The organism is Serratia sp. OLAL2 (genome assembly GCF_002752475.1).
GTDB lineage: Bacteria > Pseudomonadota > Gammaproteobacteria > Enterobacterales > Enterobacteriaceae > Serratia > Serratia bockelmannii.
The window spans coordinates 219,156-239,201 of the sequence record NZ_MSTL01000020.1 but is presented as its reverse complement, the minus strand read 5'-3'; the positions used below and the strand labels follow the sequence as shown (position 1 = coordinate 239,201).

Annotated in this window: 18 protein-coding genes; 9 read left to right on the top strand and 9 right to left on the bottom strand. The window is 61.3% G+C overall.

Annotation, left to right across the window (positions count from 1 at the left end; all coding sequences use genetic code 11):
- The first annotated feature begins 637 nt into the window (after positions 1-637).
- Positions 638-2,956 carry a zinc/cadmium/mercury/lead-transporting ATPase gene (locus BVU99_RS22985; RefSeq protein WP_099816939.1) on the top strand — a complete coding sequence of 773 codons (2,319 nt, stop codon included), beginning with the start codon at positions 638-640 and terminating at the stop codon, positions 2,954-2,956.
- 80 nt (positions 2,957-3,036) lie between these two features.
- Here the strand turns inward: BVU99_RS22985 and tusA are convergent, their stop codons facing one another.
- Positions 3,037-3,282: a sulfurtransferase TusA gene (gene tusA / locus BVU99_RS22980; RefSeq protein WP_025304890.1), complete on the bottom strand. Its 246-nt coding sequence runs from the start codon at positions 3,280-3,282 to the stop codon at positions 3,037-3,039.
- Between the two features lie 219 nt (positions 3,283-3,501).
- Here tusA and BVU99_RS22975 point away from each other — a divergent pair, with 219 nt between their 5' ends.
- The 3 genes from BVU99_RS22975 to BVU99_RS22965 all read left to right on the top strand — a co-directional run bounded on the left by BVU99_RS22975 (position 3,502) and on the right by BVU99_RS22965 (position 5,280).
- Positions 3,502-4,161, top strand: a complete 660-nt coding sequence (locus tag BVU99_RS22975) for a 7-cyano-7-deazaguanine/7-aminomethyl-7-deazaguanine transporter (protein WP_025304889.1) — start codon at positions 3,502-3,504, stop codon at positions 4,159-4,161.
- 40 nt (positions 4,162-4,201) lie between these two features.
- Entirely contained in the window at positions 4,202-4,636 is a 435-nt protein-coding gene (locus tag BVU99_RS22970) for a GNAT family N-acetyltransferase (protein ID WP_099816938.1), read from the top strand.
- A gap of 80 nt (positions 4,637-4,716) precedes the next feature.
- On the top strand, positions 4,717-5,280 hold the full coding sequence (locus BVU99_RS22965) for a DcrB family lipoprotein (protein ID WP_025304887.1): 564 nt from the start codon (positions 4,717-4,719) through the stop codon (positions 5,278-5,280).
- Between the two features lie 35 nt (positions 5,281-5,315).
- On the opposite strand, the gene glpC is transcribed toward BVU99_RS22965, so the two are convergent.
- Genes glpC through glpA form a run of 3 tightly spaced genes read right to left on the bottom strand, consistent with a single transcriptional unit; the run spans position 5,316 to position 9,419 of the window.
- The gene (gene glpC, locus BVU99_RS22960) at positions 5,316-6,515 is read right to left on the bottom strand and encodes an anaerobic glycerol-3-phosphate dehydrogenase subunit GlpC (protein WP_043142203.1); all 1,200 of its coding nucleotides are present in this window, start codon (positions 6,513-6,515) and stop codon (positions 5,316-5,318) included.
- A complete protein-coding gene (gene glpB / locus BVU99_RS22955) occupies positions 6,512-7,780 on the bottom strand; it encodes a glycerol-3-phosphate dehydrogenase subunit GlpB (RefSeq protein WP_060434789.1) in 1,269 nt (422 codons plus the stop codon). Before glpB ends, glpC begins: the two co-directional genes overlap by 4 nt.
- Positions 7,770-9,419 (bottom strand): anaerobic glycerol-3-phosphate dehydrogenase subunit A, encoded by a 1,650-nt coding sequence (glpA, locus tag BVU99_RS22950; protein WP_099816937.1) that lies wholly within the window; start codon positions 9,417-9,419, stop codon positions 7,770-7,772. Before glpA ends, glpB begins: the two co-directional genes overlap by 11 nt.
- Positions 9,420-9,783: 364 nt before the next feature.
- Between glpA and glpT the strand changes: the two genes are divergently transcribed.
- Both glpT and glpQ read left to right on the top strand, forming a co-directional pair.
- Positions 9,784-11,139, top strand: a complete 1,356-nt coding sequence (gene glpT / locus BVU99_RS22940) for a glycerol-3-phosphate transporter (RefSeq protein WP_025304883.1) — start codon at positions 9,784-9,786, stop codon at positions 11,137-11,139.
- An 82-nt stretch (positions 11,140-11,221) separates the two neighbouring features.
- Entirely contained in the window at positions 11,222-12,301 is a 1,080-nt protein-coding gene (gene glpQ, locus BVU99_RS22935) for a glycerophosphodiester phosphodiesterase (protein WP_025304882.1), read from the top strand.
- Positions 12,302-12,355: 54 nt separating this feature from the next.
- On the opposite strand, the gene yigL is transcribed toward glpQ, so the two are convergent.
- Positions 12,356-13,153 (bottom strand): sugar/pyridoxal phosphate phosphatase YigL, encoded by a 798-nt coding sequence (gene yigL / locus BVU99_RS22930; protein WP_025304881.1) that lies wholly within the window; start codon positions 13,151-13,153, stop codon positions 12,356-12,358.
- Positions 13,154-13,157: 4 nt separating this feature from the next.
- A complete protein-coding gene (gene pldB / locus BVU99_RS22925) occupies positions 13,158-14,201 on the bottom strand; it encodes a lysophospholipase L2 (protein WP_043142212.1) in 1,044 nt (347 codons plus the stop codon).
- 147 nt (positions 14,202-14,348) lie between these two features.
- Here pldB and rhtB point away from each other — a divergent pair, with 147 nt between their 5' ends.
- On the top strand, positions 14,349-14,969 hold the full coding sequence (gene rhtB, locus BVU99_RS22920) for a homoserine/homoserine lactone efflux protein (protein ID WP_025304879.1): 621 nt from the start codon (positions 14,349-14,351) through the stop codon (positions 14,967-14,969).
- Positions 14,970-15,017: 48 nt separating this feature from the next.
- Here rhtB and rhtC read toward each other — a convergent pair whose 3' ends face one another.
- The 3 genes from rhtC to pldA are packed head-to-tail and all read right to left on the bottom strand — an operon-like array spanning position 15,018 to position 18,405.
- Positions 15,018-15,638 (bottom strand): threonine export protein RhtC, encoded by a 621-nt coding sequence (gene rhtC / locus BVU99_RS22915; protein WP_043142215.1) that lies wholly within the window; start codon positions 15,636-15,638, stop codon positions 15,018-15,020.
- Between the two features lie 12 nt (positions 15,639-15,650).
- Entirely contained in the window at positions 15,651-17,483 is a 1,833-nt protein-coding gene (gene recQ / locus BVU99_RS22910) for an ATP-dependent DNA helicase RecQ (RefSeq protein ID WP_099816936.1), read from the bottom strand.
- A gap of 43 nt (positions 17,484-17,526) precedes the next feature.
- Entirely contained in the window at positions 17,527-18,405 is an 879-nt protein-coding gene (pldA, locus tag BVU99_RS22905; RefSeq protein WP_025304877.1) for a phospholipase A, read from the bottom strand.
- Positions 18,406-18,608: 203 nt separating this feature from the next.
- Here pldA and BVU99_RS22900 point away from each other — a divergent pair, with 203 nt between their 5' ends.
- The gene (locus BVU99_RS22900) at positions 18,609-19,079 is read left to right on the top strand and encodes a thioesterase family protein (protein ID WP_016929489.1); all 471 of its coding nucleotides are present in this window, start codon (positions 18,609-18,611) and stop codon (positions 19,077-19,079) included.
- Between the two features lie 66 nt (positions 19,080-19,145).
- Positions 19,146-20,033: an EamA family transporter RarD gene (gene rarD / locus BVU99_RS22895; RefSeq protein ID WP_025304876.1), complete on the top strand. Its 888-nt coding sequence runs from the start codon at positions 19,146-19,148 to the stop codon at positions 20,031-20,033.
- Positions 20,034-20,046: the final 13 nt, after the last annotated feature.

Here is a 20,046-nt window from a genome sequence, read left to right as displayed (position 1 = left end):
AGACATAACCTCCCCGTAAGCCACGGTTAATGAACCTCAAGCTTGCTGGAAGGGGCTTATGCGCCGTTACCGGCAGTGTGTTAGGTAGAATTAATGCATATATATCAGCAAATAAGATCACCATTAAAAATGGTAATCGATTCCAATTATAGGCAGGACCGTAAAACTGCACATAAAATAATCAACCATTTATTATCGCAACGAAAGTTTGTTATGCTGCTTTTTAGGCGTCTTTACAAAGCAAACGAAACTTGATGAGGATAAGTTGGCACCAAACTTCAATAGCAACGCGGCCTGCAGAGTCAAGCGAATCATGCTGGCTTTACTCAGGGGAAAAGGTAAATTTTGCTAAAGCGTTATAGATTAATAACTCTTTATTATTAGGTCGGGCGATTTTTTAGTTTCTATAGGAATATTATTTTCTTATTTAAACTAACGGCAGCGAGCCTTTTCGCCCAAATAGGGGATAAGAAAAGCCGATATATTTAAATTCGCATTATTCATTATTGAATGAATCCCCCTTTTCTACGCCCGAACGCCGTTAGCAATAATTCTCATCCGGCGCTTGACTCTGGAGTGGACTCCAGGGTGTAGAGTCAGCTGAGCAAACCCGTTTAACAGCCCGAAGGGGGACGTTATGCACAATCAGCAAAACCATAATCATCAGGAACATCACCACGCCGAAGGCGGGTGCGGCTGCAACCACAGCCACAGCAAAACGCAGCATGGCTGCAGCAGTGAGCCGAAAAGCGCAGCCGTACAGGCCGAACACGCCCACCATCATCACGATCATGGCGATAGCGGCTGCTGCGCCACCGCGCCCGACGATCCGGACGAGGAAAGCGACAGGCTGGCCGCCGCTCCCCCTTCCGGCAGCCAACGTTTCAGCTGGAAAGTCACCGGTATGGACTGCCCCAGCTGCGCCAAGAAAATCGAAAATGCCGTCACCGCGCTCCCCGGCGTTGACAGCGCACGCGTATTGTTCGCCACTGAAAAACTGGTGGTCGACGCGCAGTCCGACATCAGCCTGCGGATCCAGGACGCGGTCGCCCAGGCCGGCTTTACCCTGCTCGGCACTCAGACCGCCAAAGCCGCCGCGCCGAAAACCTCACGCTTCGGCGAATTCGCACCGCTGCTGCTGTTGACCACCCTGATGGTCGTCAGCTGGGTGCTGGATCGGGTTAACCCGGAGCTGGGCCGCATCGCCTTTATCGCCACCACGCTGGTCGGATTGGCGCCGGTCGCCGCCAAGGCGCTGCGTCTGATTCGTTCCGGCACGCCGTTCGCCATCGAAACGCTGATGAGCGTGGCGGCCATCGGCGCGCTGTTTATTGGCGCCACCGCCGAGGCGGCGATGGTGCTGCTGCTGTTTATGGTCGGCGAGCTGCTGGAATCCTACGCCGCCAACCGTGCGCGGCGCGGGGTGAAGGCGCTGATGGAGCTGGTGCCGGAAGATGCGCTGCTGCTGCAAGGCACGGAACGCAAACGCGTGCCGGTCGCCAGCCTGCGCCCTGGCGATGTGATTGAAATCGCGCCCGGCGGGCGCCTGCCGGCCGACGCCGAGCTGCTCAATCCGTTCGCCAGCTTTGACGAAAGCGCCCTGACCGGCGAATCGGTGCCGGTCGAGCGTCAACAAGGGGAAAAAGTGGCCGCCGGCAGCCTGTCCGTCGATCAGGCGGCACAGATGAAGGTGATTTCCGAGCCCGGCAAAAATGCCATCGACCGCATTTTGCAGCTTATTGAAGAGGCCGAAGAACGCCGCGCGCCGATCGAACGCTTCCTCGATCGCTTCAGCCGCTATTACACCCCGGCCATTATGCTGCTGGCCGTCGCGGTGATCCTGGTACCGCCACTGCTGTTCTCGCAGCCGTGGGAGACCTGGATCTATCGCGGCCTGACGCTGCTGCTGATCGGCTGTCCATGCGCGCTGGTGATCTCGACGCCGGCGGCCATCACATCCGGGCTGGCGGCCGCCACGCGGCGCGGCGCGCTGATTAAAGGCGGCGCGGCGCTGGAGCAACTGGGCCAGATTCAAACCATCGCCTTCGATAAAACCGGCACCCTGACCGAAGGCAAGCCGACGGTCACCGACGTGCTGCCCATCGGCGCGCTGACCGAACAACGGCTGTTGCAGCTTGCCGCCGCGGTAGAGGCCGGTTCACATCACCCGCTGGCGCAAGCGATCATCAACCGCGCCGCCGCAAGCGGGGCTGAGCTGCCGCTGGCGCAGGCGCGCCGCGCGCTGGCCGGCGTCGGTGTGGAAGGGATCGTGGACGGCAAGACCGTGCTGATCAGTGCGCCGGGCAAGCTGGCGCCGGGCCTGCTCGCCACACAATGGCAGAGCCAGGTAGACAAGCTGGAAAACGCCGGTAAAACGGCGGTGGTGGTGCTGGAAGACGGCGCGCCCATCGGCTTGCTGGCGCTGCGTGATACGCTACGCAGCGACGCCAAACAGGCGATAGCCGAACTGAACGCGCTGGGTATTCGCGGCGTGATGCTGACCGGGGATAACCCGCGCGCCGCCGCGGCGATCGCCGGCGAGCTGGGCCTCGACTATCGTGCCGGTCTGTTGCCGGAAGATAAGGTCAGCGCGGTCACCGAACTGAGCGAACTGCGCCCGACGGCGATGATCGGCGACGGCATCAACGACGCCCCGGCGATGAAAGCCTCCAACATCGGCATCGCCATGGGCAGCGGCACCGACGTGGCGCTGGAGACCGCCGACGCCGCCCTGACCCACAACCGACTGGTGGGCGTCGCGGAAATGATCCGCATCTCGCGCGCCACCCACGCCAATATCCGGCAAAACATCACCATCGCGCTGGGGTTGAAAGGGGTCTTCCTGATCACCAGCCTGCTGGGGTTAACCGGGCTGTGGCTGGCGGTGCTGGCCGACTCCGGCGCCACCGCGCTGGTCACCGCCAACGCGCTGCGGCTGTTGAGAAAGCGCAGCTAAGCTCTGAAACAAACACGGGCGCGGCATACCGCGCCCGTTGTCATTTGGGGGAAGGAACTTTTAACTCGGCCGCGCCGCCGTTATACGCCTTTACGCAGCAGATAACGGTATGGCGCCTGCTCGGTCTCCTGCGCCACCAGCGTATGCTCCATAAAGCGGCAGAACCCCGGGATATCGCGGGTGGTAGCCGGATCGTCGGCAATAATCAGCAGCGTTTCGCCGTTGTCCATATGGCGCACGGTTTTACGCACCATCATCACCGGTTCTGGGCAACGCAGCCCCAGCGCGTCGAGCGTCTGGTCTGCCTGGGCAAATAAGTCAGTCATGCAATTTTTCTCGTTCAAAACGATCGGCGAACGCTCGCCGCATCTCATTAGCGCCTAGTTTACGCCGGTAGTTTTTCTGCGCAAGATGCGTTAACGTTTGCGTTAAATTTAACCATTGCATTGGTTGCGCAAACGCGTATCATGCCGCCGCGCAGCGTTTTTTGCTGTTTTGACAAGACACACTGGGTTCCCTCACCCCACTGCTAAAAAGGCTACAACATGTATTCGTTTACCGCACAGCAGCGCTTCACGGCGTTGGTCTGGCTTTCGCTGTTTCATATCGCCATCATTACCTCCAGCAACTACCTGGTGCAGCTGCCGATCACCGTTTTCGGCTTCCATACCACCTGGGGCGCCTTTACCTTCCCGTTTATCTTCCTGGCGACCGATCTGACCGTGCGCATCTTCGGCGCGCCGCTGGCGCGACGCATCATCCTGGCGGTGATGGTGCCGGCGCTGTTCATCTCTTATGTGATCTCCACCGTCACCTATCAGGGAGAATGGCAGGGCTTCGCGGCGCTGAGCAGTTTTAACCTGTTCGTGGCGCGCATCGCCGTGGCCAGCTTTATGGCCTATGTGCTCGGCCAGATCCTCGACGTACACGTCTTTAACCGTCTGCGCCAACGCAGCGCCTGGTGGGTGGCGCCGGCGGCGGCGATGTTCCTCGGCAACATCAGCGATACGCTGGCGTTCTTCTTCATCGCCTTCTACAAGAGCAGCGATCCCTTCATGGCCAACAACTGGGTGGAGATTGCGCTGGTGGATTACAGCTTCAAGGTGATGATCTGCCTGCTGTTCTTCTTGCCGATGTACGGCGTGTTGCTGAACATGCTGCTCAAACGCATCGCGGCGCGCAGCGGCAGCCTGCAGCCGAGCTGAGCCATGCTATTCTGGGCGGCCTTATCCTTGGAGGCCGCTCATGACCCCAATCGTCCGCACCGCCACGCTCGAAGAAATCCACCGCCTTTATCAACGCATCCCCGAATTCGGCGGCCTGCATAGCCTGGCCGATCTGCAGCAGCGTATCGGCACCGCCCCCGCCAGCCTGTTGATCGCCGAGATAGACGGGCAGCCGGCCGGTTTCAAACTCGGTTATCAACGGCAGGAAACGGTGTTTTACAGCTGGCTGGGTGGCGTGCTGCCGGCATTCCGTCGCCACGGCGTGGCGCAGGCCTTGTTGGCCGAACAGGAACGCTGGGCACGGGCGCAGGGCTATCGCCAACTGACGGTCAAAACCTGTAACCGGTTCCGCGCCATGCTGACGATGCTGCTCACCCACCACTATCAGATTGTTCAACTGGAAAAGAAAGGCGAAGTGGCTGATTATCGGCTATTACTGGAAAAAAACTTGTGACAACATCTGCCTTGCATTTCAACCTGGAATAGGTTGCGATACGACAGTAAATCCCTACCGGAAAGGAAGAAGGAAGCCCGATGCGTAAAGTAGCGAAATTGATGGGTATCAGCCTGCTGGCGCTTGGCCTCGCGGCCTGCGACGGCAACACCAAAGACACCAAGGCAGCGCCAGACGGCGCGGCGGCCAGCGCGCCGGCCGGGCAGCAGGTAAGCCTGCTGGACGGTAAACTGGCGTTCACCCTGCCGGTCGGCATGGCGGATCAGAGCGGCAAGCTGGGCAACCAGGCTAACAACATGCATGTTTACGCAGACAGCACCGGCCAGCGCGCGGTGATCGTCATCTTGGGCGACAAGACCGCCGACAGCCTGGAGACCCTGGCCAAACGCCTGGAGAATACCCAGCGCGCGCGTGACGCCAACCTGCAGGTGATCACCAACAAGGCGCTCGACGTCAACGGCGTGCCGCTGCGTCAGCTGGACAGCATCATCACCAGCGGCGGTGAAAAGGCTTATTCTTCCGTCCTGATCGGTTCGCTGAACAACAACATGCTGACCATCCAGGTAACGCTGCCGGCAGACAATCAGCAGCAGGCGCAGACCGAAGCCGAAGGCATCATCTCCACTCTGAAGCTGAAGCAGTAATCCCACAGAGGGCCGGTTTGCCGGCCCTTTCGTTTTTATACCAGCGCCTGCGCCAGCAGGGTGATCGGATGTTCGCAGCGCTTGCTGGTGGACATTTCTATCTGCCATTTGCAGGTTTCGCAGTCGGTCACCACCAGATCCACCCCGCTCTCTTCTATCTGCCGGAACAGCGGCGCGCCGATGCCTTGCGACGTGGCGTAGTTCTCCGATTTGAACCCGTAGGTGCCGGCGATGCCGCAGCACTGCGAATCCAGTACCACCAGCTCCAGCCCCGGTATCTGCCGCAGCAGCTCCAGGGTGTAGGCGGTCCAGCCCATCTTCTCCATATGGCAAGGCGTGTGATAAGCCACCCGCAGCGGCGTGCGCTTGAGCGGCAGGCTGCGCCCCTGATTGATCAGGCGATAGAGATAGCGCGTCGCCAGCTCCACCCGATCGCGCACCGCAGTGGTGTCTACGTCCAGCAGATGAGGGTATTCGTCACGCAGGGTGAAGGTGCAGCTCGATGAGGTCGCCACCACCGGAATGCCGCGCTCCAGCACCGTTTCCTGCAGCGATTCGGCATTGACCCTGGCCTGCTTTTTAGCCTGCTCGATAAACCCGTTGGCGATCAGCGGCACGCCGCAGCATTTCTCGCGTTTCAGCAGCTGCACGCCGATATCCAGCGCGTTGAACACCCGGACCAAATCCTTGCCCAGCTGCGGGTGGTTATAGTTGACGAAGCAACCGTGGAAGAATGCCACCTGCTCAGCGTAACGCTGCTGAGCCTGCGCCTGTTGCCGGTACCAGCGGCGGAAGGTGCCGAAGGAATATTTCGGCAGCTCACGACGGTGATCGATCTTCAGCGCCTTGTCCAGCAGCTTGCGCACCGGTTTCAACCCGGTGGCGGCGTTGACGATCGGCGCGAACGGCGTCGACAGCGAGCCCATGATGTCGGTGTGGCTGAGGATGGCATCGCGCAGCGTCGGCTTGCTCTGGGCGAAGTCGGCGCGGGCGCGTTGAATAATGTCGCCGATTTTGACGTCGGACGGGCAGGCCACTTCACAACGTTTGCAGTTGGTGCAGTATTTCAGCGCTTCGTCGTACAGCGCCGGGTCTTTCAGCCGCAGCCGCTCGCCGTCCGGCCCCGCCTGTTTCGGCCCCGGGTAGAGCGGGTTCACTTTGGCGACCGGGCAGTAAGTGGTGCAGACGGTGCATTTGATGCAGCTTTCAAAGCTGTGGTCCCGATGCAGGCTCATACGTTCTCCTCCGCGGCGATCTGCTGCGCGACGTGCAGCGCGCCGATCAATGACACGCCGGCGCCGCAGCCCTGCTGCAGCGGATCGTAGCCACCGGCGACCGCGCCGATGGCGTACAGGTTGTCGAACGGCACTCCCTGCTTCATCGCCCGCAGCCTGCCGTCGGTACGCACGCCGAACTGCAGGTAAGGCTGCGGCGCGAACAGCTCGCGTCGGCTCCAGTCGGCGCGATCCGCCCGGCTGTGTACGTCCAGCCCAAAGATCGGCTCACGCACCCGGTCGAAATCGGCCACAAGCCCATTGCTGAAGAAGCTGCCGCTGGCCAGCACCACCTGCTGCGCTCGCAGCGGAATATCGCCGTGGTTGCGGGTGTACAAACCGGTGATACGGCCGGCCTCGCTCTCGGCGCGCAGCACGCTGTCGCCGGGCATGAAAATGCCGCCCAGCTGCTGAAAACGCCGCCGCAGTGCCTGATGCAAGCGCATGCCGGGCACCGAAGGCGGCAACGTCGGCAGCAGTCGGATCGGTTTGCCGACCGCATCCTGCAACACCGCCAGCGACGCATCGTCCTCCAGGCCCAGACAGGCCGGCAGGAAGAGCGCCTCGGCCTCGCCCGCCAGCCGCCGCAGCTCTTCGGCCATCGGCGGCAGGCTTTCCATCAAATCCAGTACCCGGGCGATGTTCACCGCGCGGAACTCACTGGGGTTATTGCGCAATCTGTCCAGCGCCGGCATGTGCAGATAGGCCACGTCCGTCTGCACGCCAAGCTCGCGGCTCAGGGAATCGGCGGCCATCTGCGGCTGGAAGTCGAGGAACCCTTCGATGCCGATCACCGCGATGCGCCGCCACGGCAGTTGGCCGGTCAGCGGCAGCGTCGGGATCGCCTGCGGGCTGAGCCAGGTGGCGCGGCGCGTGCCCAGCGGCGTAATGCGCAGATGGTTATTGGTTCCCTCCCCCTGCAGGTTCAACCCGCAGCGCTCCAGCAGCCGCTGTGCGGCAGCGGACAGCGCCGCCACCCGGCCGGGCCCGATCAGGGCATACGGATGCTGCGGCGCCTGCTGCGCCAGCTGCGGCAACGCCGCCAGCGGCATCTCGACCGGCGTGCCGTCCGGCAATCTCGCCAACAGGTCGAGCGAGCCGGAGGAGAAGTAGAGCGCGCTCTGGCCAGAACTGACCACCGCGCAGCGCTTGCCCTGTTCGGCCACGGCAATGGCGCAGCTCAGGCCCGCCAGACCGCCGCCAATCACCACGACGTCAAATCGCATCATCTGCCTCCTGCTCCTGGTCGGCCTGGGCTTCAAGCCCGCATAACCCCTGGTAAACCCAACTGGTAAATTCGCTCTCGCGCAGCGCATCGCCCCAGGCGATCGGCCGTACGCCTTTCCAGCGTTCGTTGAGGAACTGCGACAGCTGCGCGATGGATTGCTGCGGCGTGCTGACGTTAAAGCGCGTCAGCAGCCCGGCGGCGCGGCAGGCGCAGAGTTCGCCCTGGCAGGTGCCCATGCCGACGCGGGTGCGGCGGCGCAGATCCACCAGGTTATTGACGGTCAGCGAATTGACCGCATAACGCACTTCCCCGGCGGTCACCGCCTCGCATTCGCACACCAGGCTGGTGTCGAGCCGATCGGCCGCCGGCACCTGGCTGGCGCGATCGCCGTGGCGGTAAATCGCCGAACCACGGATGCTGGCGGGCAGTGAAACCACGCTGCGCACCGTTTCCTCCGCCGACTGGCGGGATCCGGGCAACGCGTCCTGCGCGGTGGTGCACGGACGGTTTACGCCAAGCTTTTCGCACACCTTGTCGGTGGCCCACTCCGCCATCAGGCGGTAGGTCATCAGCTTGCCGCCGGTGATGGTGATAAACCCTTCCAGCCCGTCGCGGGCGGCGTGATCGAGCAGCACGATGCCGCGGCTGACGTTGCGCCCGCTGGGATCGTCGTCGCTGGCGACCAGCGGCCGCACCCCGGCATAGGCGCGCAGAATGCGGGTCTGCGCCAGGGTGGGCGCCAACAGCGCCCCCTCGCGGATCAGAATGTCCACCTCCTGCGGGGTCACCAGCATGTTGTCAATTTGGTCGTAGTCGATATGGGTCGAGGTGGTGCCGATCAGCGAGATGGTGTCGCCCGGCACCAGGATGTCGGCGTCCGCCGGTTTGCGGCAGCGGTTGATCACCATGTTGTTGATGCGATGGCCGAGGATCAGCAGCGCCCCCTTGGCCGGGAACATGCGAATGCGTAAATCGGCATATTCGGCGATCTGCTGGCCCCAGATACCGGCGGCGTTGACCACCACAGACGCGTGCAGCTCATAGCGCCGCTGATTCTGATGGTCGTAAACGCGCACGCCCGTTACCCGATCGCCGCTGCGCAACAATCCCACCACCTGGTGGTAGGTCAGGATCTGCGCACCGTGCTCGCGCGCGTCCAACATGTTGGCGGCGGTCAGCCGGAAGGGATCGACGGTGCCGTCCGGTACGCGCACCGCGCCGATCAGCGCCGGGTTAGCCGCCTGCTCCAGCCGCAGCGCCAGCTGCGGGTCGATCGCTTCGGCGTCGATATCGGCCTGGCGACAGGCCGCGATAAACTGCTGCTGATAGTCCAGCGAGTCTTGCGGCAAGGTGATGAACAGCCCGTCGGTGCGCTCGATACAGTGATGCGCGATGCGTTTCAGGATGCGGTTTTCTTCGATGCACTCGCGCGCCGACTCGCCGTCGGTCACCGCATAGCGCGCGCCGCTGTGCAATAAACCGTGGTTGCGGCCGGTGGCGCCGGTGGCGATGTCGTGGCGCTCCAGCAAAATGCATCGCAGGCCGCGCCGCGCACAGTCGCGGGCAATGCCTGCGCCGGTGGCGCCGCCGCCGATGATGATCACATCCGTTTCGCCGCCGTCAAAATAGCTGCTCATGTCGCTCCCTCAGGATCGGTAGTTATGAGCCTATTGAGCCACGGTTATTGGGGTCTTTGTTTGATAAGGAACAATAACGAACATAAAACGAAATAAAAATGACCACAAAAAACCATCAATGTGATCATAATCACGATTTTTGGACGTTTTTCTATTTCATAACGTTAACGAATCGCTCAAAATCCGCCGTGGTTTCATGAAAGTGTAACAATTGCGCCATTCGTCACAGCGACACCAGGCGTATTTGATGACAATGGCGCTCGTTATGGAACACAAAAACACCACATTCGATATCCGCTCAATCATCAAATGAACGTAAAAGGTCATATTGATGTGATAACAGATAAAGCCATCGGAGGCGCTCATGTTGAGTATTTTTAAGCCAGCCGCACACATCGCCCGTGTGCCGAGCGATAAGGTAGATCCGCTCTACCGTAAGCTGCGCTGGCAAATTTTCCTGGGGATCTTCTTCGGTTACGCCGCCTACTATCTGGTGCGTAAGAACTTCACCCTGGCCATGCCTTACCTGATCGAACAAGGCTTCAGCCGCGGCGACCTCGGCTTCGCGCTGTCGGGCATCTCTATCGCCTACGGCTTCTCCAAATTCATCATGGGTTCGGTCTCTGACCGTTCCAACCCGCGGGTGTTCCTGCCTGCCGGCCTGATCCTGGCGGCGGCGGTGATGTTGTTCATGGGCTTCGTACCGTGGGCAACTTCCAGCATCGCGGTGATGTTCGTTCTGCTGTTCCTGTGCGGCTGGTTCCAGGGCATGGGTTGGCCGCCGTGCGGCCGCACCATGGTGCACTGGTGGTCGCAGAAAGAACGCGGTGGCATCGTCTCCATCTGGAACTGCGCCCACAACGTGGGTGGCGGCCTGCCGCCGCTGCTGTTCCTGCTGGGCATGGCCTGGTTCAACGACTGGCACGCGGCGCTGTACATGCCGGCCTTCGGCGCCATCCTGGTGGCCCTGATCGCCTTCGCCCTGATGCGCGATACCCCGCAATCCTGCGGCCTGCCGCCGATTGAAGAGTACAAAAACGACTACCCGGACGACTACAGCGAAAAAGACGAAGAAGAGCTGACCGCCAAGCAGATCTTCATGCAGTACATCCTGCCGAACAAGCTGTTGTGGTACATCGCTGTCGCCAACGTGTTCGTCTACCTGCTGCGTTACGGCATTCTGGACTGGTCACCGACCTACCTGAAAGAAGTGAAGCACTTCGCGCTGGACAAGTCTTCCTGGGCCTACTTCCTGTATGAATACGCCGGTATCCCGGGCACCCTGCTGTGCGGCTGGATGTCGGACAAAGTGTTCAAAGGCAACCGCGGCGCCACCGGCGTGTTCTTCATGACGCTGGTGACCATCGCCACCGTGGTGTTCTGGATGAACCCGGCCGGTAACCCGACCGTGGACATGATCTGTATGCTGGTCATCGGCTTCCTGATCTACGGCCCGGTGATGCTGATCGGCCTGCACGCGCTGGAGCTGGCGCCGAAGAAAGCCGCCGGCACCGCCGCGGGCTTCACCGGCCTGTTCGGCTACCTGGGCGGCTCGGTTGCGGCCAGCGCCATCGTCGGTTACACCGTAGACTTCTTCGGTTGGGACGGCGGCTTCATGGTGATGATCGGCGGCGGCGTGCTGGCGGTTATCCTGCTGCTGCTGACCATGCTGAACGAGAAGAAACACCACGCGGAAATCGCTGCCGGCAAGCGCGGCTAACCGTCACACGACTTTTGCATGATTTAAAGGCCGCCCTGCGGCCTTTTTACTACCCTGCCCCCAACAACACGGAGAAAACGGAATGCGGACTCAAGTCAAAGCCCTGCTGACAGGGATCATTCTCGCCACCTCAATGGTCAGCGCCGCCCAGGCGGCGGACAAAGTGGTGATCGCCCACCGCGGCGCCAGCGGCTACCTGCCGGAACACACTCTGCCGGCGAAGGCAATGGCCTACGCGCAGGGCGCCGATTACCTCGAACAAGATCTGGTGATGACCAAGGACAACGAGCTGGTGGTGCTGCACGACCATTACCTCGATCGCGTCACCGACGTCGCCGAACGTTTCCCGAACCGCGCACGCAAAGACGGTCGTTATTACGCCATCGACTTTACGCTGGCGGAGATCAAATCGCTGAAGTTCACCGAAGGCTTTGACATCGAAAACGGCAAGAAGGTACAGGGCTACCCTGGCCGCTTCCCGATGGGCAAATCCGACTTCCGCGTCCACACCTTCCAGGAAGAGATCGAGTTCGTGCAGGGTCTGAACCATTCGACCGGCAAAAACATCGGCATCTATCCTGAAATCAAAGCGCCTTGGTTCCACAAGCAGGAAGGCAAAGACATCTCCAGCAAAGTGCTGGCGGTGCTCAAGCAGTACGGCTACACCGGCAAGAACGACAACGTCTACCTGCAGTGCTTCGACGCCAACGAGCTCAAGCGCATCAAGAACGAGCTGGAGCCGAAGCTGGGCATGGATCTGAAGCTGGTGCAGCTGATCGCCTATAACGACTGGCAGGAAACCTACGAGCAGAAAGCCGACGGCAAGTGGGTAGAATACGACTACGACTGGATGTTCAAACCGGGTGCGATGAAGAAAATCGCTCAGTATGCCGACGGTATCGGGCCGGACTACCACATGCTGGTGGTGGCGGATCAATCCAAGCCGGGCCACATCGTGCTGACCGACATGGTGAAAGAAGCGCATGCCAGCAAGCTGGCGGTGCATCCGTTCACCATCCGCGCCGATGCGCTGCCGAAGTACGTGACCGACGTAAACCAGCTGTATGACGTGATTTACAACCAGGCCGGCGTCGACGGCGTGTTCACCGACTTCCCGGACAAGGGCGTGCAATTCCTGCAGAAGCAGGGCCAGCACAAGTAATGCCAAGGGCGCCGCAAGGCGCCCTTATTATTTCAGAGAAACGGCCTGGTTATCTCAGAGGAACATCTTGCGCAGGTAGTGCGGCACCGCGTTATCGACATTGGAGCCGATCACTTCCAGCTCCGGCAGCATATCCTTCAGGCGCTGATGCGCGTCGCGCATGATGCAGCCCTTGCCGGCCATCGACAGCATCTCCAGATCGTTCATACCGTCGCCGAAGGCGATGCACTCTTGCAGCGTATAGCCGATGATCTTGGCCACTTCTTCCAGCGCATGCCCTTTCGACACGCCGCCCGCCATCACTTCCAGACAGGTCGGGAACGAGAAGCTGACGTTGACCCGATCGCCCCAGCGCGCGTTGATGGCGTCTTCCACCTGCAGCAACCGCTCATGATCTTCACAGGTAAAGTAAACCTTGCAGACGCCGTCGGTTTCCAGCAGGCCCGGCTCAAACAGCTGATATTTGAATACCGACTCCTGGAAGAACTCTTCCTGCTCCGGGCTTTCGCGGTTGATGAACCAGTCATCGTTACGGTAGACGTTGGTGGTTATCTCCGGATCGTCGTGCAGCATGCCGTACAGATCGCGGGCGATATCCTCGTCCAGGTTGTGGCTGAAGATCAGCTCGCCGGCCGTGTTGTGCACCCGCGCGCCGTTGGAGGTGATCATAAAGGCACTGATCTCCAGACTGTCGCGGATCTGCGCCACGTCGATGTGGTGGCGGCCGGTGGCGAACACGAAATGCACGCCGCGCTGGGTCAGCAACTTCAGCGTTTCTTTGGCGTACGGCGACAGGGTATGGTCGGGAGACAGCAGCGTGCCATCTAAATCGGAAGCGACGACGTGATACATAGCGTTATGTTCTAACCTCTGATGGAGTTGTCGGCGGCAGCGCGCCACCTAAGTGTTGAGCAAAGAAGCGCAGGATTGCGTTCAGTGCTTCGGCGCGCATCGCGTCCCGCTCGAACAGGATCTCATGGCGTGCGCCGTTGATAACCCACGGAAGCCCCCCTTCGCAAGGGCGCCCCGCGTCTGACAGAGCCTGACAAAAAGCCTGGTGCGAACGGTTGTCAACCACCCGTTCCTCACCGGCTTGCAAAAGCAACAGCGGCGTTGTTATCTCCCCGGCCTGCGCGATGATCTGCCGGCCGGCGCGGATGCTCTCCCGCACCCAATGGTAGGTCGGCCCGCCCACCTGCAGCTCGGGATAGTCGGCGTAATAACGCAGGCTGCGCCGGTAGCGTTCGCGGCTGTGGGTCAACACGTTGACCACATAAGGCAGCGGCCGCCACTGGCCGGTGCCCACCGCGTAGTAGTCGCGGATCGCCGGACGGGTCTCCGCCCAGTCGAGGATGCGGTCGGCCAGCCAGCCCGGCATCGGCAACTGGATGCCGAACATCGGCGCGCAAAACGCCGCCGCATCGAACGCCTGCGGCCGGCGTTGCAGGAACTGCGCCAGGATCGCGCCGCCCATCGAATGCGCCAGCGCGAAGCGCTGCCGGTAACCGCGCGACTCGACTTCGCGCTGCCAAAGCTGCTCGAAATCGTCCACGTAGTCGGCGAAGTTTACCACATGACCGCGGTGCGTATCCGCCAGTAAACGCCCGGAACGCCCTTGGCCGCGATGATCGACGATCACCACGTCGTAACCGCAGTGGAACAGATCGTAGGCCACCTCGGGGTATTTCACGTAGCTTTCGATGCGGCCGGGGCTGACCACCACCACGCGCTGATGCCGCGCGGAACTGAAACGCACAAAGCGGATCGGCACGCCGTCCACGCCGCTGAACTCGCCTTCTTCGCGCTGCCGCCAGAAATCCAGCAGCGGCCCGGTGGCGAAGGCAGCGAACTGCGTTTCACGCGTTAACCAGTCATCGGAGCTGAGAGTGAACGAGGTCATCGAGAGCGTTTTCCCTGTGGGGCCGGCGGAAAATGTGACCGCTGGCACAAGAAATCATACTAGCGTATTGTGATTCAATTCTGACAAAAAACGGCGCCGCCTCGGCGCATTGTGGCACAAAACGACACTTTCAGGGAGCCGAGAACCATGACCTTGGACTGGTGGTTAACCTACCTGCTGACCACGCTTATCCTTAGCCTGTCCCCTGGATCCGGCGCCATCAACACCATGAGCACCGGCATCAGCCACGGCTATCGCGGCGCCGCCGCGTCAATCGCCGGGCTGCAGGTCGGGTTGAGCGCGCACATCGTGCTGGTGGGCATCGGCCTCGGCGCGCTGATATCGCAATCGCTGCTGGCGTTCGAGCTGCTGAAATGGCTGGGCGCCGCCTACCTGGTGTGGCTCGGCATCCAACAATGGCGCGCCGCCGGCGCGCTGGATCTGCATGCGCTGGCGGGCAGCATGCCGCGCCGCCGCCTGTTCCGCCGCGCGGTGCTGGTCAACCTGACCAACCCGAAAAGCATCGTGTTCCTCGCCGCGCTGTTCCCGCAGTTCATCTTGCCCAATCAACCGCAGGCCGAGCAGTACCTGGTGCTCGGCGTCACCACCGTGGTGGTGGATATTCTGGTGATGATCGGTTACGCCACCCTGGCGACGCGCATCGCCGGCTGGCTGAGAACGCCGCGCCAGATGCAGCTGCTTAACCGGGTGTTCGGTTCGCTGTTCATTCTGGTGGCGGGGCTGCTGGCGACCGCCCGCAAAGCCTGACAAAAAAGGCCGGGCATCGCTGCTCGGCCTTGGGCATCTCACCGCCGGTCAGCGGGTAAAGATCAGGTGTAACCCGAAGCCGGTAAACAACACGCCCGCTACCCCGTCTATCCACTTGGCCAACCGCTGATAGCCGCGGCGCATCGCCGGCAGCGCAAACACCACCGCCACCAGGCTGAACCAGACGAAGGTCTCGGCAACGATCAGCAAGAATAGCCCCCAGCGCGCGCCGGCGCCGACGCTGTCGCCGACGAACAGCGAGAACACGCTGCCGAAATAGATCACCGCTTTCGGGTTGGACAAATTGGTCAGGAAGCCGCGAATAAAGCTGCGCCCGGCCTTCGGCAACGCCACCTGGGCCTCCGCCGCCGGCTGCGCTCGTTGCGCCCGCGCGGAACGCAGCAGCTGCCACCCCATCCAGCACAGGTAAATGCCGCCGCCGACCATGATGATCTGATGCAACCAGGCCATCTTCTGCAGGATCAGATGCAGCCCCATCAACGCCACGCCGGCCCATACCACGATGCCGAGCGAAATGCCGACCACGCCCATCATCGCCTCACGGCGCGAGCGGCTGGCGGCGGTTTGCGACACAAAAAAGAAGTCCGGCCCCGGGCTCATCAGCGCAATCAGATGCACCAGCGCCACGGTGAGAAACAGCATCAGCATGATTTATCGCCCTCAGTCTTCATCATTGTCGAGATGGTCGCGGATCATCGCCATAAAGGGCGCGCCGAAACGCTCCAGTTTGCGCTGGCCGACGCCGTTGACGCTCAGCAGATCGCCGGCCTTGATCGGCATCTGCTCGGCCATTTCCAGCAGCGTGGCGTCGTTGAACACCACGTAGGGCGGAATGTTTTCTTCGTCGGCGATCGATTTGCGCAGTTTGCGCAGCTTGGCGAACAGCTTGCGATCGTAATTGCCGCCGTAGGATTTCTGGTTGGCGCTGCTGCGCGACTTCAGGCTCTGAATACGCGGCACCGCCAGCTGCAGCGCCACCTCGCCGCGCAACACCGGACGCGCCGCCTCGGTCAATTGTAGCGCCGAGTGCATGGCGATGTTTTGGGTGATAAAGCCCAGATGGATCAGCTGACGCAGCACGCTGGTCCAGTGCTCCGTGGTTTGATCGCGGCCGATGCCGTACACCGGCAGCTTGTCGTGACCGTATTCACGAATGCGTTGGTTGTTGGAGCCGCGCAGCACTTCCACGATGTACCCGAGGCCAAAGCGCTGGCCGACGCGGTACACGCAGGACAGCGCCTTGCGCGCGTCCTCCAGCCCGTCGTAGCGCTTGGGCGGATCGAGGCAGATGTCGCAGTTGCCGCAGTTCTCGTGCTTGCCTTCGCCGAAGTAGTTGAGCAACACCAGGCGGCGGCAGGTTTGCGCCTCGGCGAACGCGCCCATGGCGTTCAGCTTGTGGCGTTCGATGTCCAGCTGCTGCCCGGCGGGTTTCTCCTCCAGGCAGCGGCGCAGCCAGGCCATGTCGGCCGGATCGTACAGCAGGATGGCTTCGGCCGGCAGGCCGTCACGCCCGGCTCGGCCGGTCTCCTGATAATAGGATTCGATATTGCGCGGGATGTCGAAATGCACCACGAAGCGCACGTTGGGTTTGTTGATGCCCATGCCGAAGGCGACGGTGGCCACCACCACCTGCAGATCGTCGCGCTGGAACGCTTCCTGCACCTGGGCGCGACGATCGTTGTCCAGCCCGGCGTGGTAGGCACCGACGCTCAGCCCGCGGCTTTGCAAGCGCGCAGCGGTGTCTTCCACCTTGGCGCGGCTGTTGCAATAGATAATGCCGCTCTTACCGCGCTGATCCTGCACGAAGCGCCACAGCTGATCGAGCGGTTTGAATTTTTCCACCAGCGTGTAGCGGATGTTCGGCCGGTCGAAGCTACTGACCTGCACCAGCGGATCCTGCAGCGACAGCAGACGCACGATATCGCCGCGGGTGGACTCGTCGGCGGTGGCAGTCAACGCGATCACCGGCATCGACGGGAAGCGCTGTTTCAGTTGGCCCAGCGCGCGATATTCCGGCCGGAAGTCATGGCCCCACTGCGAGATGCAGTGCGCCTCATCCACCGCCAGCATTGCCGGCGGGCAGTGGTCGAGCAGGCTGAGGAAGCTTTCCATCATCAGCCGTTCCGGCGCGATGTACAGCATCTTGATGTTACCGTTGCGGCAACCGGCCATGACGTCCAGCTGCTCCTCGCGGGTTTGCGTCGAGTTATAGCAGGCGGCGGAAACGCCGTAGGCCAACAGTTGGTCGACCTGGTCCTTCATCAGCGAGATCAGAGGGGAAACGACCAGCGTCAGGCCGTCCATCACCAGCGCCGGGATTTGGTAGCACAACGACTTGCCGCCGCCGGTCGGCATCACCACCAGGCAATCCTGCCCGCCGATCGCGGCGTTGATAATCGTTTGCTGCCCCGGACGGAATTGCTGATAGCCAAAGGTATCGCGCAATACCTGCTCGGCCAGCAACTCTCTGTTAATCACTGCTGCGGTTGACACACACTTCCCCATTTTTTCATCGGTACACACCCAGCGGGTATGATTACATAATATCGTTCAGCATGACACCAACGCCCACCCGTGTCTGCCGGAAGTTATAGTCGATCAGCGATTCGCCGTAGCCGCTGAATACCTGGGTATAGAAACGCACGTTGCGGGTGATCGGATAGCTCCAGCCCAGCTCCGCGCCGCCGTAGCCGCTGTTCCAGTTATAGTGGCTGTCGACGCTGAACACGCTGTCGCCCCAGGCGTAACCGACCTTCAACCGGTAGTATCCCATGTATTTGGTGATGTCCGGGTTGTCGTCGTTGCTCGAGCTCTCCGAGAAGCGGAACCAGGGCTTGAGATCCACCTGCCAGTTGCCGTTTTGCGCCATCAGCCGCGCATAGCCGCGATTCCAGCTGCGCGACGTCGGATCCGAGCGGCCGTTAGATTGATGGTTCACGCCGATTTCAACATCGCGCAGCGTCCAACCGGCAAAACGGTAATCGGTCGCCCACCCCACGAACAGCTGCGGCTCGTAGTTGGTTTCGCGGAACGGCGAAGACTCGCCGCGGTTGGACAATTGCCACCAGGAGCGCTGAGTATAAGACGCGCCGAGCACCGAGTTGTCGCCGGCAATGCCCCGCCACAGAGGAAACGCCAGGCTAAGTTGGTATTTCACCTCGTCCTTGCGCGCCTTGTCGCCCCAGTTGTACGTCTTGATGGCCTCTTTGTTGATATCACTGGTGTCGGTGTACAGCAGATAATTGGGATCGTAAGGATACAGCGTGAACGGATTCTCGTGCTCCTGCAGCAGGTTGGCGATAATGCTGCCGCGCACCGCCGGCTTATCGTGAATCTGCTGCTCTTTGGCTTCCTCAGCCAATGCCAGCGCCGGCATCAGCAGCGTGGCGGAAACGATCCCTGACAAAATGCGCATAACCTCTCCTCACTCCAACGAAAAAGGGCAAGCCCGGAAAAAATCAGGCCATTTTACACACAAAGGGCGTTTTACCGCAGCGCAGGCCGGTTTTATTGGAATAGTCTGGAAAGCAACAAAGGTTAAGCATAAAATCAACATCTCATTAACCTGGACTGACCAGTTAGCTCCCTTAAAACGCAAAAGAAAAATGGAAACCCGCTATGTCGACCACACCACTGACCCTGGAAGCCGCCCGCCGCAAGATCGGCGAAATCTTTGTCTACCACATGCCGTTCAACCGCGAGCTTGGCCTGGAGCTGCGCCGCTTCGACGATGACTACGTCGAGCTGAGCTTCACCAACCAGCGCAAGCTGGTGGGCAACGCCGCACAGGAAATTCTGCACGGCGGCGTGATTGCCGCGGTGCTCGACGTCGCCGCCGGGCTGGCTTGCGCCGGCGGCGTGCTGACGCGCCTGGAGCCGCTGATCGAAGAAGAGATCGCCGCCAAACTGTCGCGCATGGGCACCATCGACCTGCGCGTCGACTACCTGCGCCCCGGCCGCGGCGAGCACTTCGTCGCCTCCGCCAGCGTGCTGCGCAGCGGCAACAAGGTCGCCGTGGCGCGCGTAGAACTGCATAACCACGACGGCCTGCATATCGCGACCGCCACCGCCACCTATCTGGTCGGCTGATGATTGTGTGCGGTGAGCGTCTTCAGTACACTCACCGCATCTTAAGTTCCCCACCAGAGTGACGTCATGGACGCAAAGCAAACGCGTCAGGGCATTTTCTTCGCCCTGGCCGCCTATTTTATGTGGGGCATTGCCCCGGCCTATTTCAAACTGATCCAGCAAGTGTCCGCGGACGAGATCCTCACCCACCGGATCATCTGGTCGTTTTTCTTCATGCTGGCGCTGATCACGCTGGGCCGCAACTGGCCTAAAGTGCGCGCCGCCTGCCAAAACCGCAAACGACTGCTGCTGCTGGCGGTCACCGCGCTGTTGATCGGCGGCAACTGGCTGCTGTTCATCTGGGCGGTGAACAATCACCATATGCTGGAAGCCAGCCTGGGCTACTTCATCAACCCGCTGGTTAACGTGCTGCTGGGGATGCTGTTTCTCGGCGAGCGCTTTCGTCGCATGCAGTGGGTGGCGGTGGCGCTAGCATTCACCGGGGTACTGGTGCAGCTCTGGCAGTTCGGCTCGTTGCCGATCATCGGTCTGGGGCTGGCGTTCAGCTTCGCTTTCTACGGCCTGCTGCGCAAGAAAATCGCCATCGACGCCCAGACCGGCATGCTGATTGAGACGCTATGGCTGCTGCCGGTGGCGGCCGCCTATCTGTTCCTGTTCGCCGACAGCCCCACCAGCCACCTGAGCGCCAACCCGTGGTCGCTGAACCTGCTGCTGGTCGCCGCCGGCATCGTCACCACCGTACCGCTGCTGTGCTTCACCGCGGCGGCTACCCGGCTGCGCCTGTCGACGCTCGGTTTCTTCCAGTATCTCGGCCCGACGCTGATGTTCCTGCTGGCGGTCACCTTCTACGGTGAGACCATCGGCCAGGACAAGCTGGTGACCTTCGGCTTTATCTGGGCGGCGCTGATCCTGTTCACCCTCGACGCGCTCTACACCCAACGCAAGCTGCGCTAAGCCCGGCGCCGCC

Bases quoted from the DNA above. Each gene is read 5' to 3' on its own strand.
- BVU99_RS22985 (WP_099816939.1), top strand. From the start codon at position 638: ATGCACAATCAGCAAAACCATAATCATCAGGAACATCACCACGCCGAA.
- tusA (WP_025304890.1), bottom strand. From the start codon at position 3,282: ATGACTGACTTATTTGCCCAGGCAGACCAGACGCTCGACGCGCTGGGG.
- BVU99_RS22975 (WP_025304889.1), top strand. From the start codon at position 3,502: ATGTATTCGTTTACCGCACAGCAGCGCTTCACGGCGTTGGTCTGGCTT.
- BVU99_RS22970 (WP_099816938.1), top strand. From the start codon at position 4,202: ATGACCCCAATCGTCCGCACCGCCACGCTCGAAGAAATCCACCGCCTT.
- BVU99_RS22965 (WP_025304887.1), top strand. From the start codon at position 4,717: ATGCGTAAAGTAGCGAAATTGATGGGTATCAGCCTGCTGGCGCTTGGC.
- glpC (WP_043142203.1), bottom strand. From the start codon at position 6,515: ATGAGCCTGCATCGGGACCACAGCTTTGAAAGCTGCATCAAATGCACC.
- glpB (WP_060434789.1), bottom strand. From the start codon at position 7,780: ATGCGATTTGACGTCGTGGTGATTGGCGGCGGTCTGGCGGGCCTGAGC.
- glpA (WP_099816937.1), bottom strand. From the start codon at position 9,419: ATGAGCAGCTATTTTGACGGCGGCGAAACGGATGTGATCATCATCGGC.
- glpT (WP_025304883.1), top strand. From the start codon at position 9,784: ATGTTGAGTATTTTTAAGCCAGCCGCACACATCGCCCGTGTGCCGAGC.
- glpQ (WP_025304882.1), top strand. From the start codon at position 11,222: ATGCGGACTCAAGTCAAAGCCCTGCTGACAGGGATCATTCTCGCCACC.
- yigL (WP_025304881.1), bottom strand. From the start codon at position 13,153: ATGTATCACGTCGTCGCTTCCGATTTAGATGGCACGCTGCTGTCTCCC.
- pldB (WP_043142212.1), bottom strand. From the start codon at position 14,201: ATGACCTCGTTCACTCTCAGCTCCGATGACTGGTTAACGCGTGAAACG.
- rhtB (WP_025304879.1), top strand. From the start codon at position 14,349: ATGACCTTGGACTGGTGGTTAACCTACCTGCTGACCACGCTTATCCTT.
- rhtC (WP_043142215.1), bottom strand. From the start codon at position 15,638: ATGCTGATGCTGTTTCTCACCGTGGCGCTGGTGCATCTGATTGCGCTG.
- pldA (WP_025304877.1), bottom strand. From the start codon at position 18,405: ATGCGCATTTTGTCAGGGATCGTTTCCGCCACGCTGCTGATGCCGGCG.
- BVU99_RS22900 (WP_016929489.1), top strand. From the start codon at position 18,609: ATGTCGACCACACCACTGACCCTGGAAGCCGCCCGCCGCAAGATCGGC.
- rarD (WP_025304876.1), top strand. From the start codon at position 19,146: ATGGACGCAAAGCAAACGCGTCAGGGCATTTTCTTCGCCCTGGCCGCC.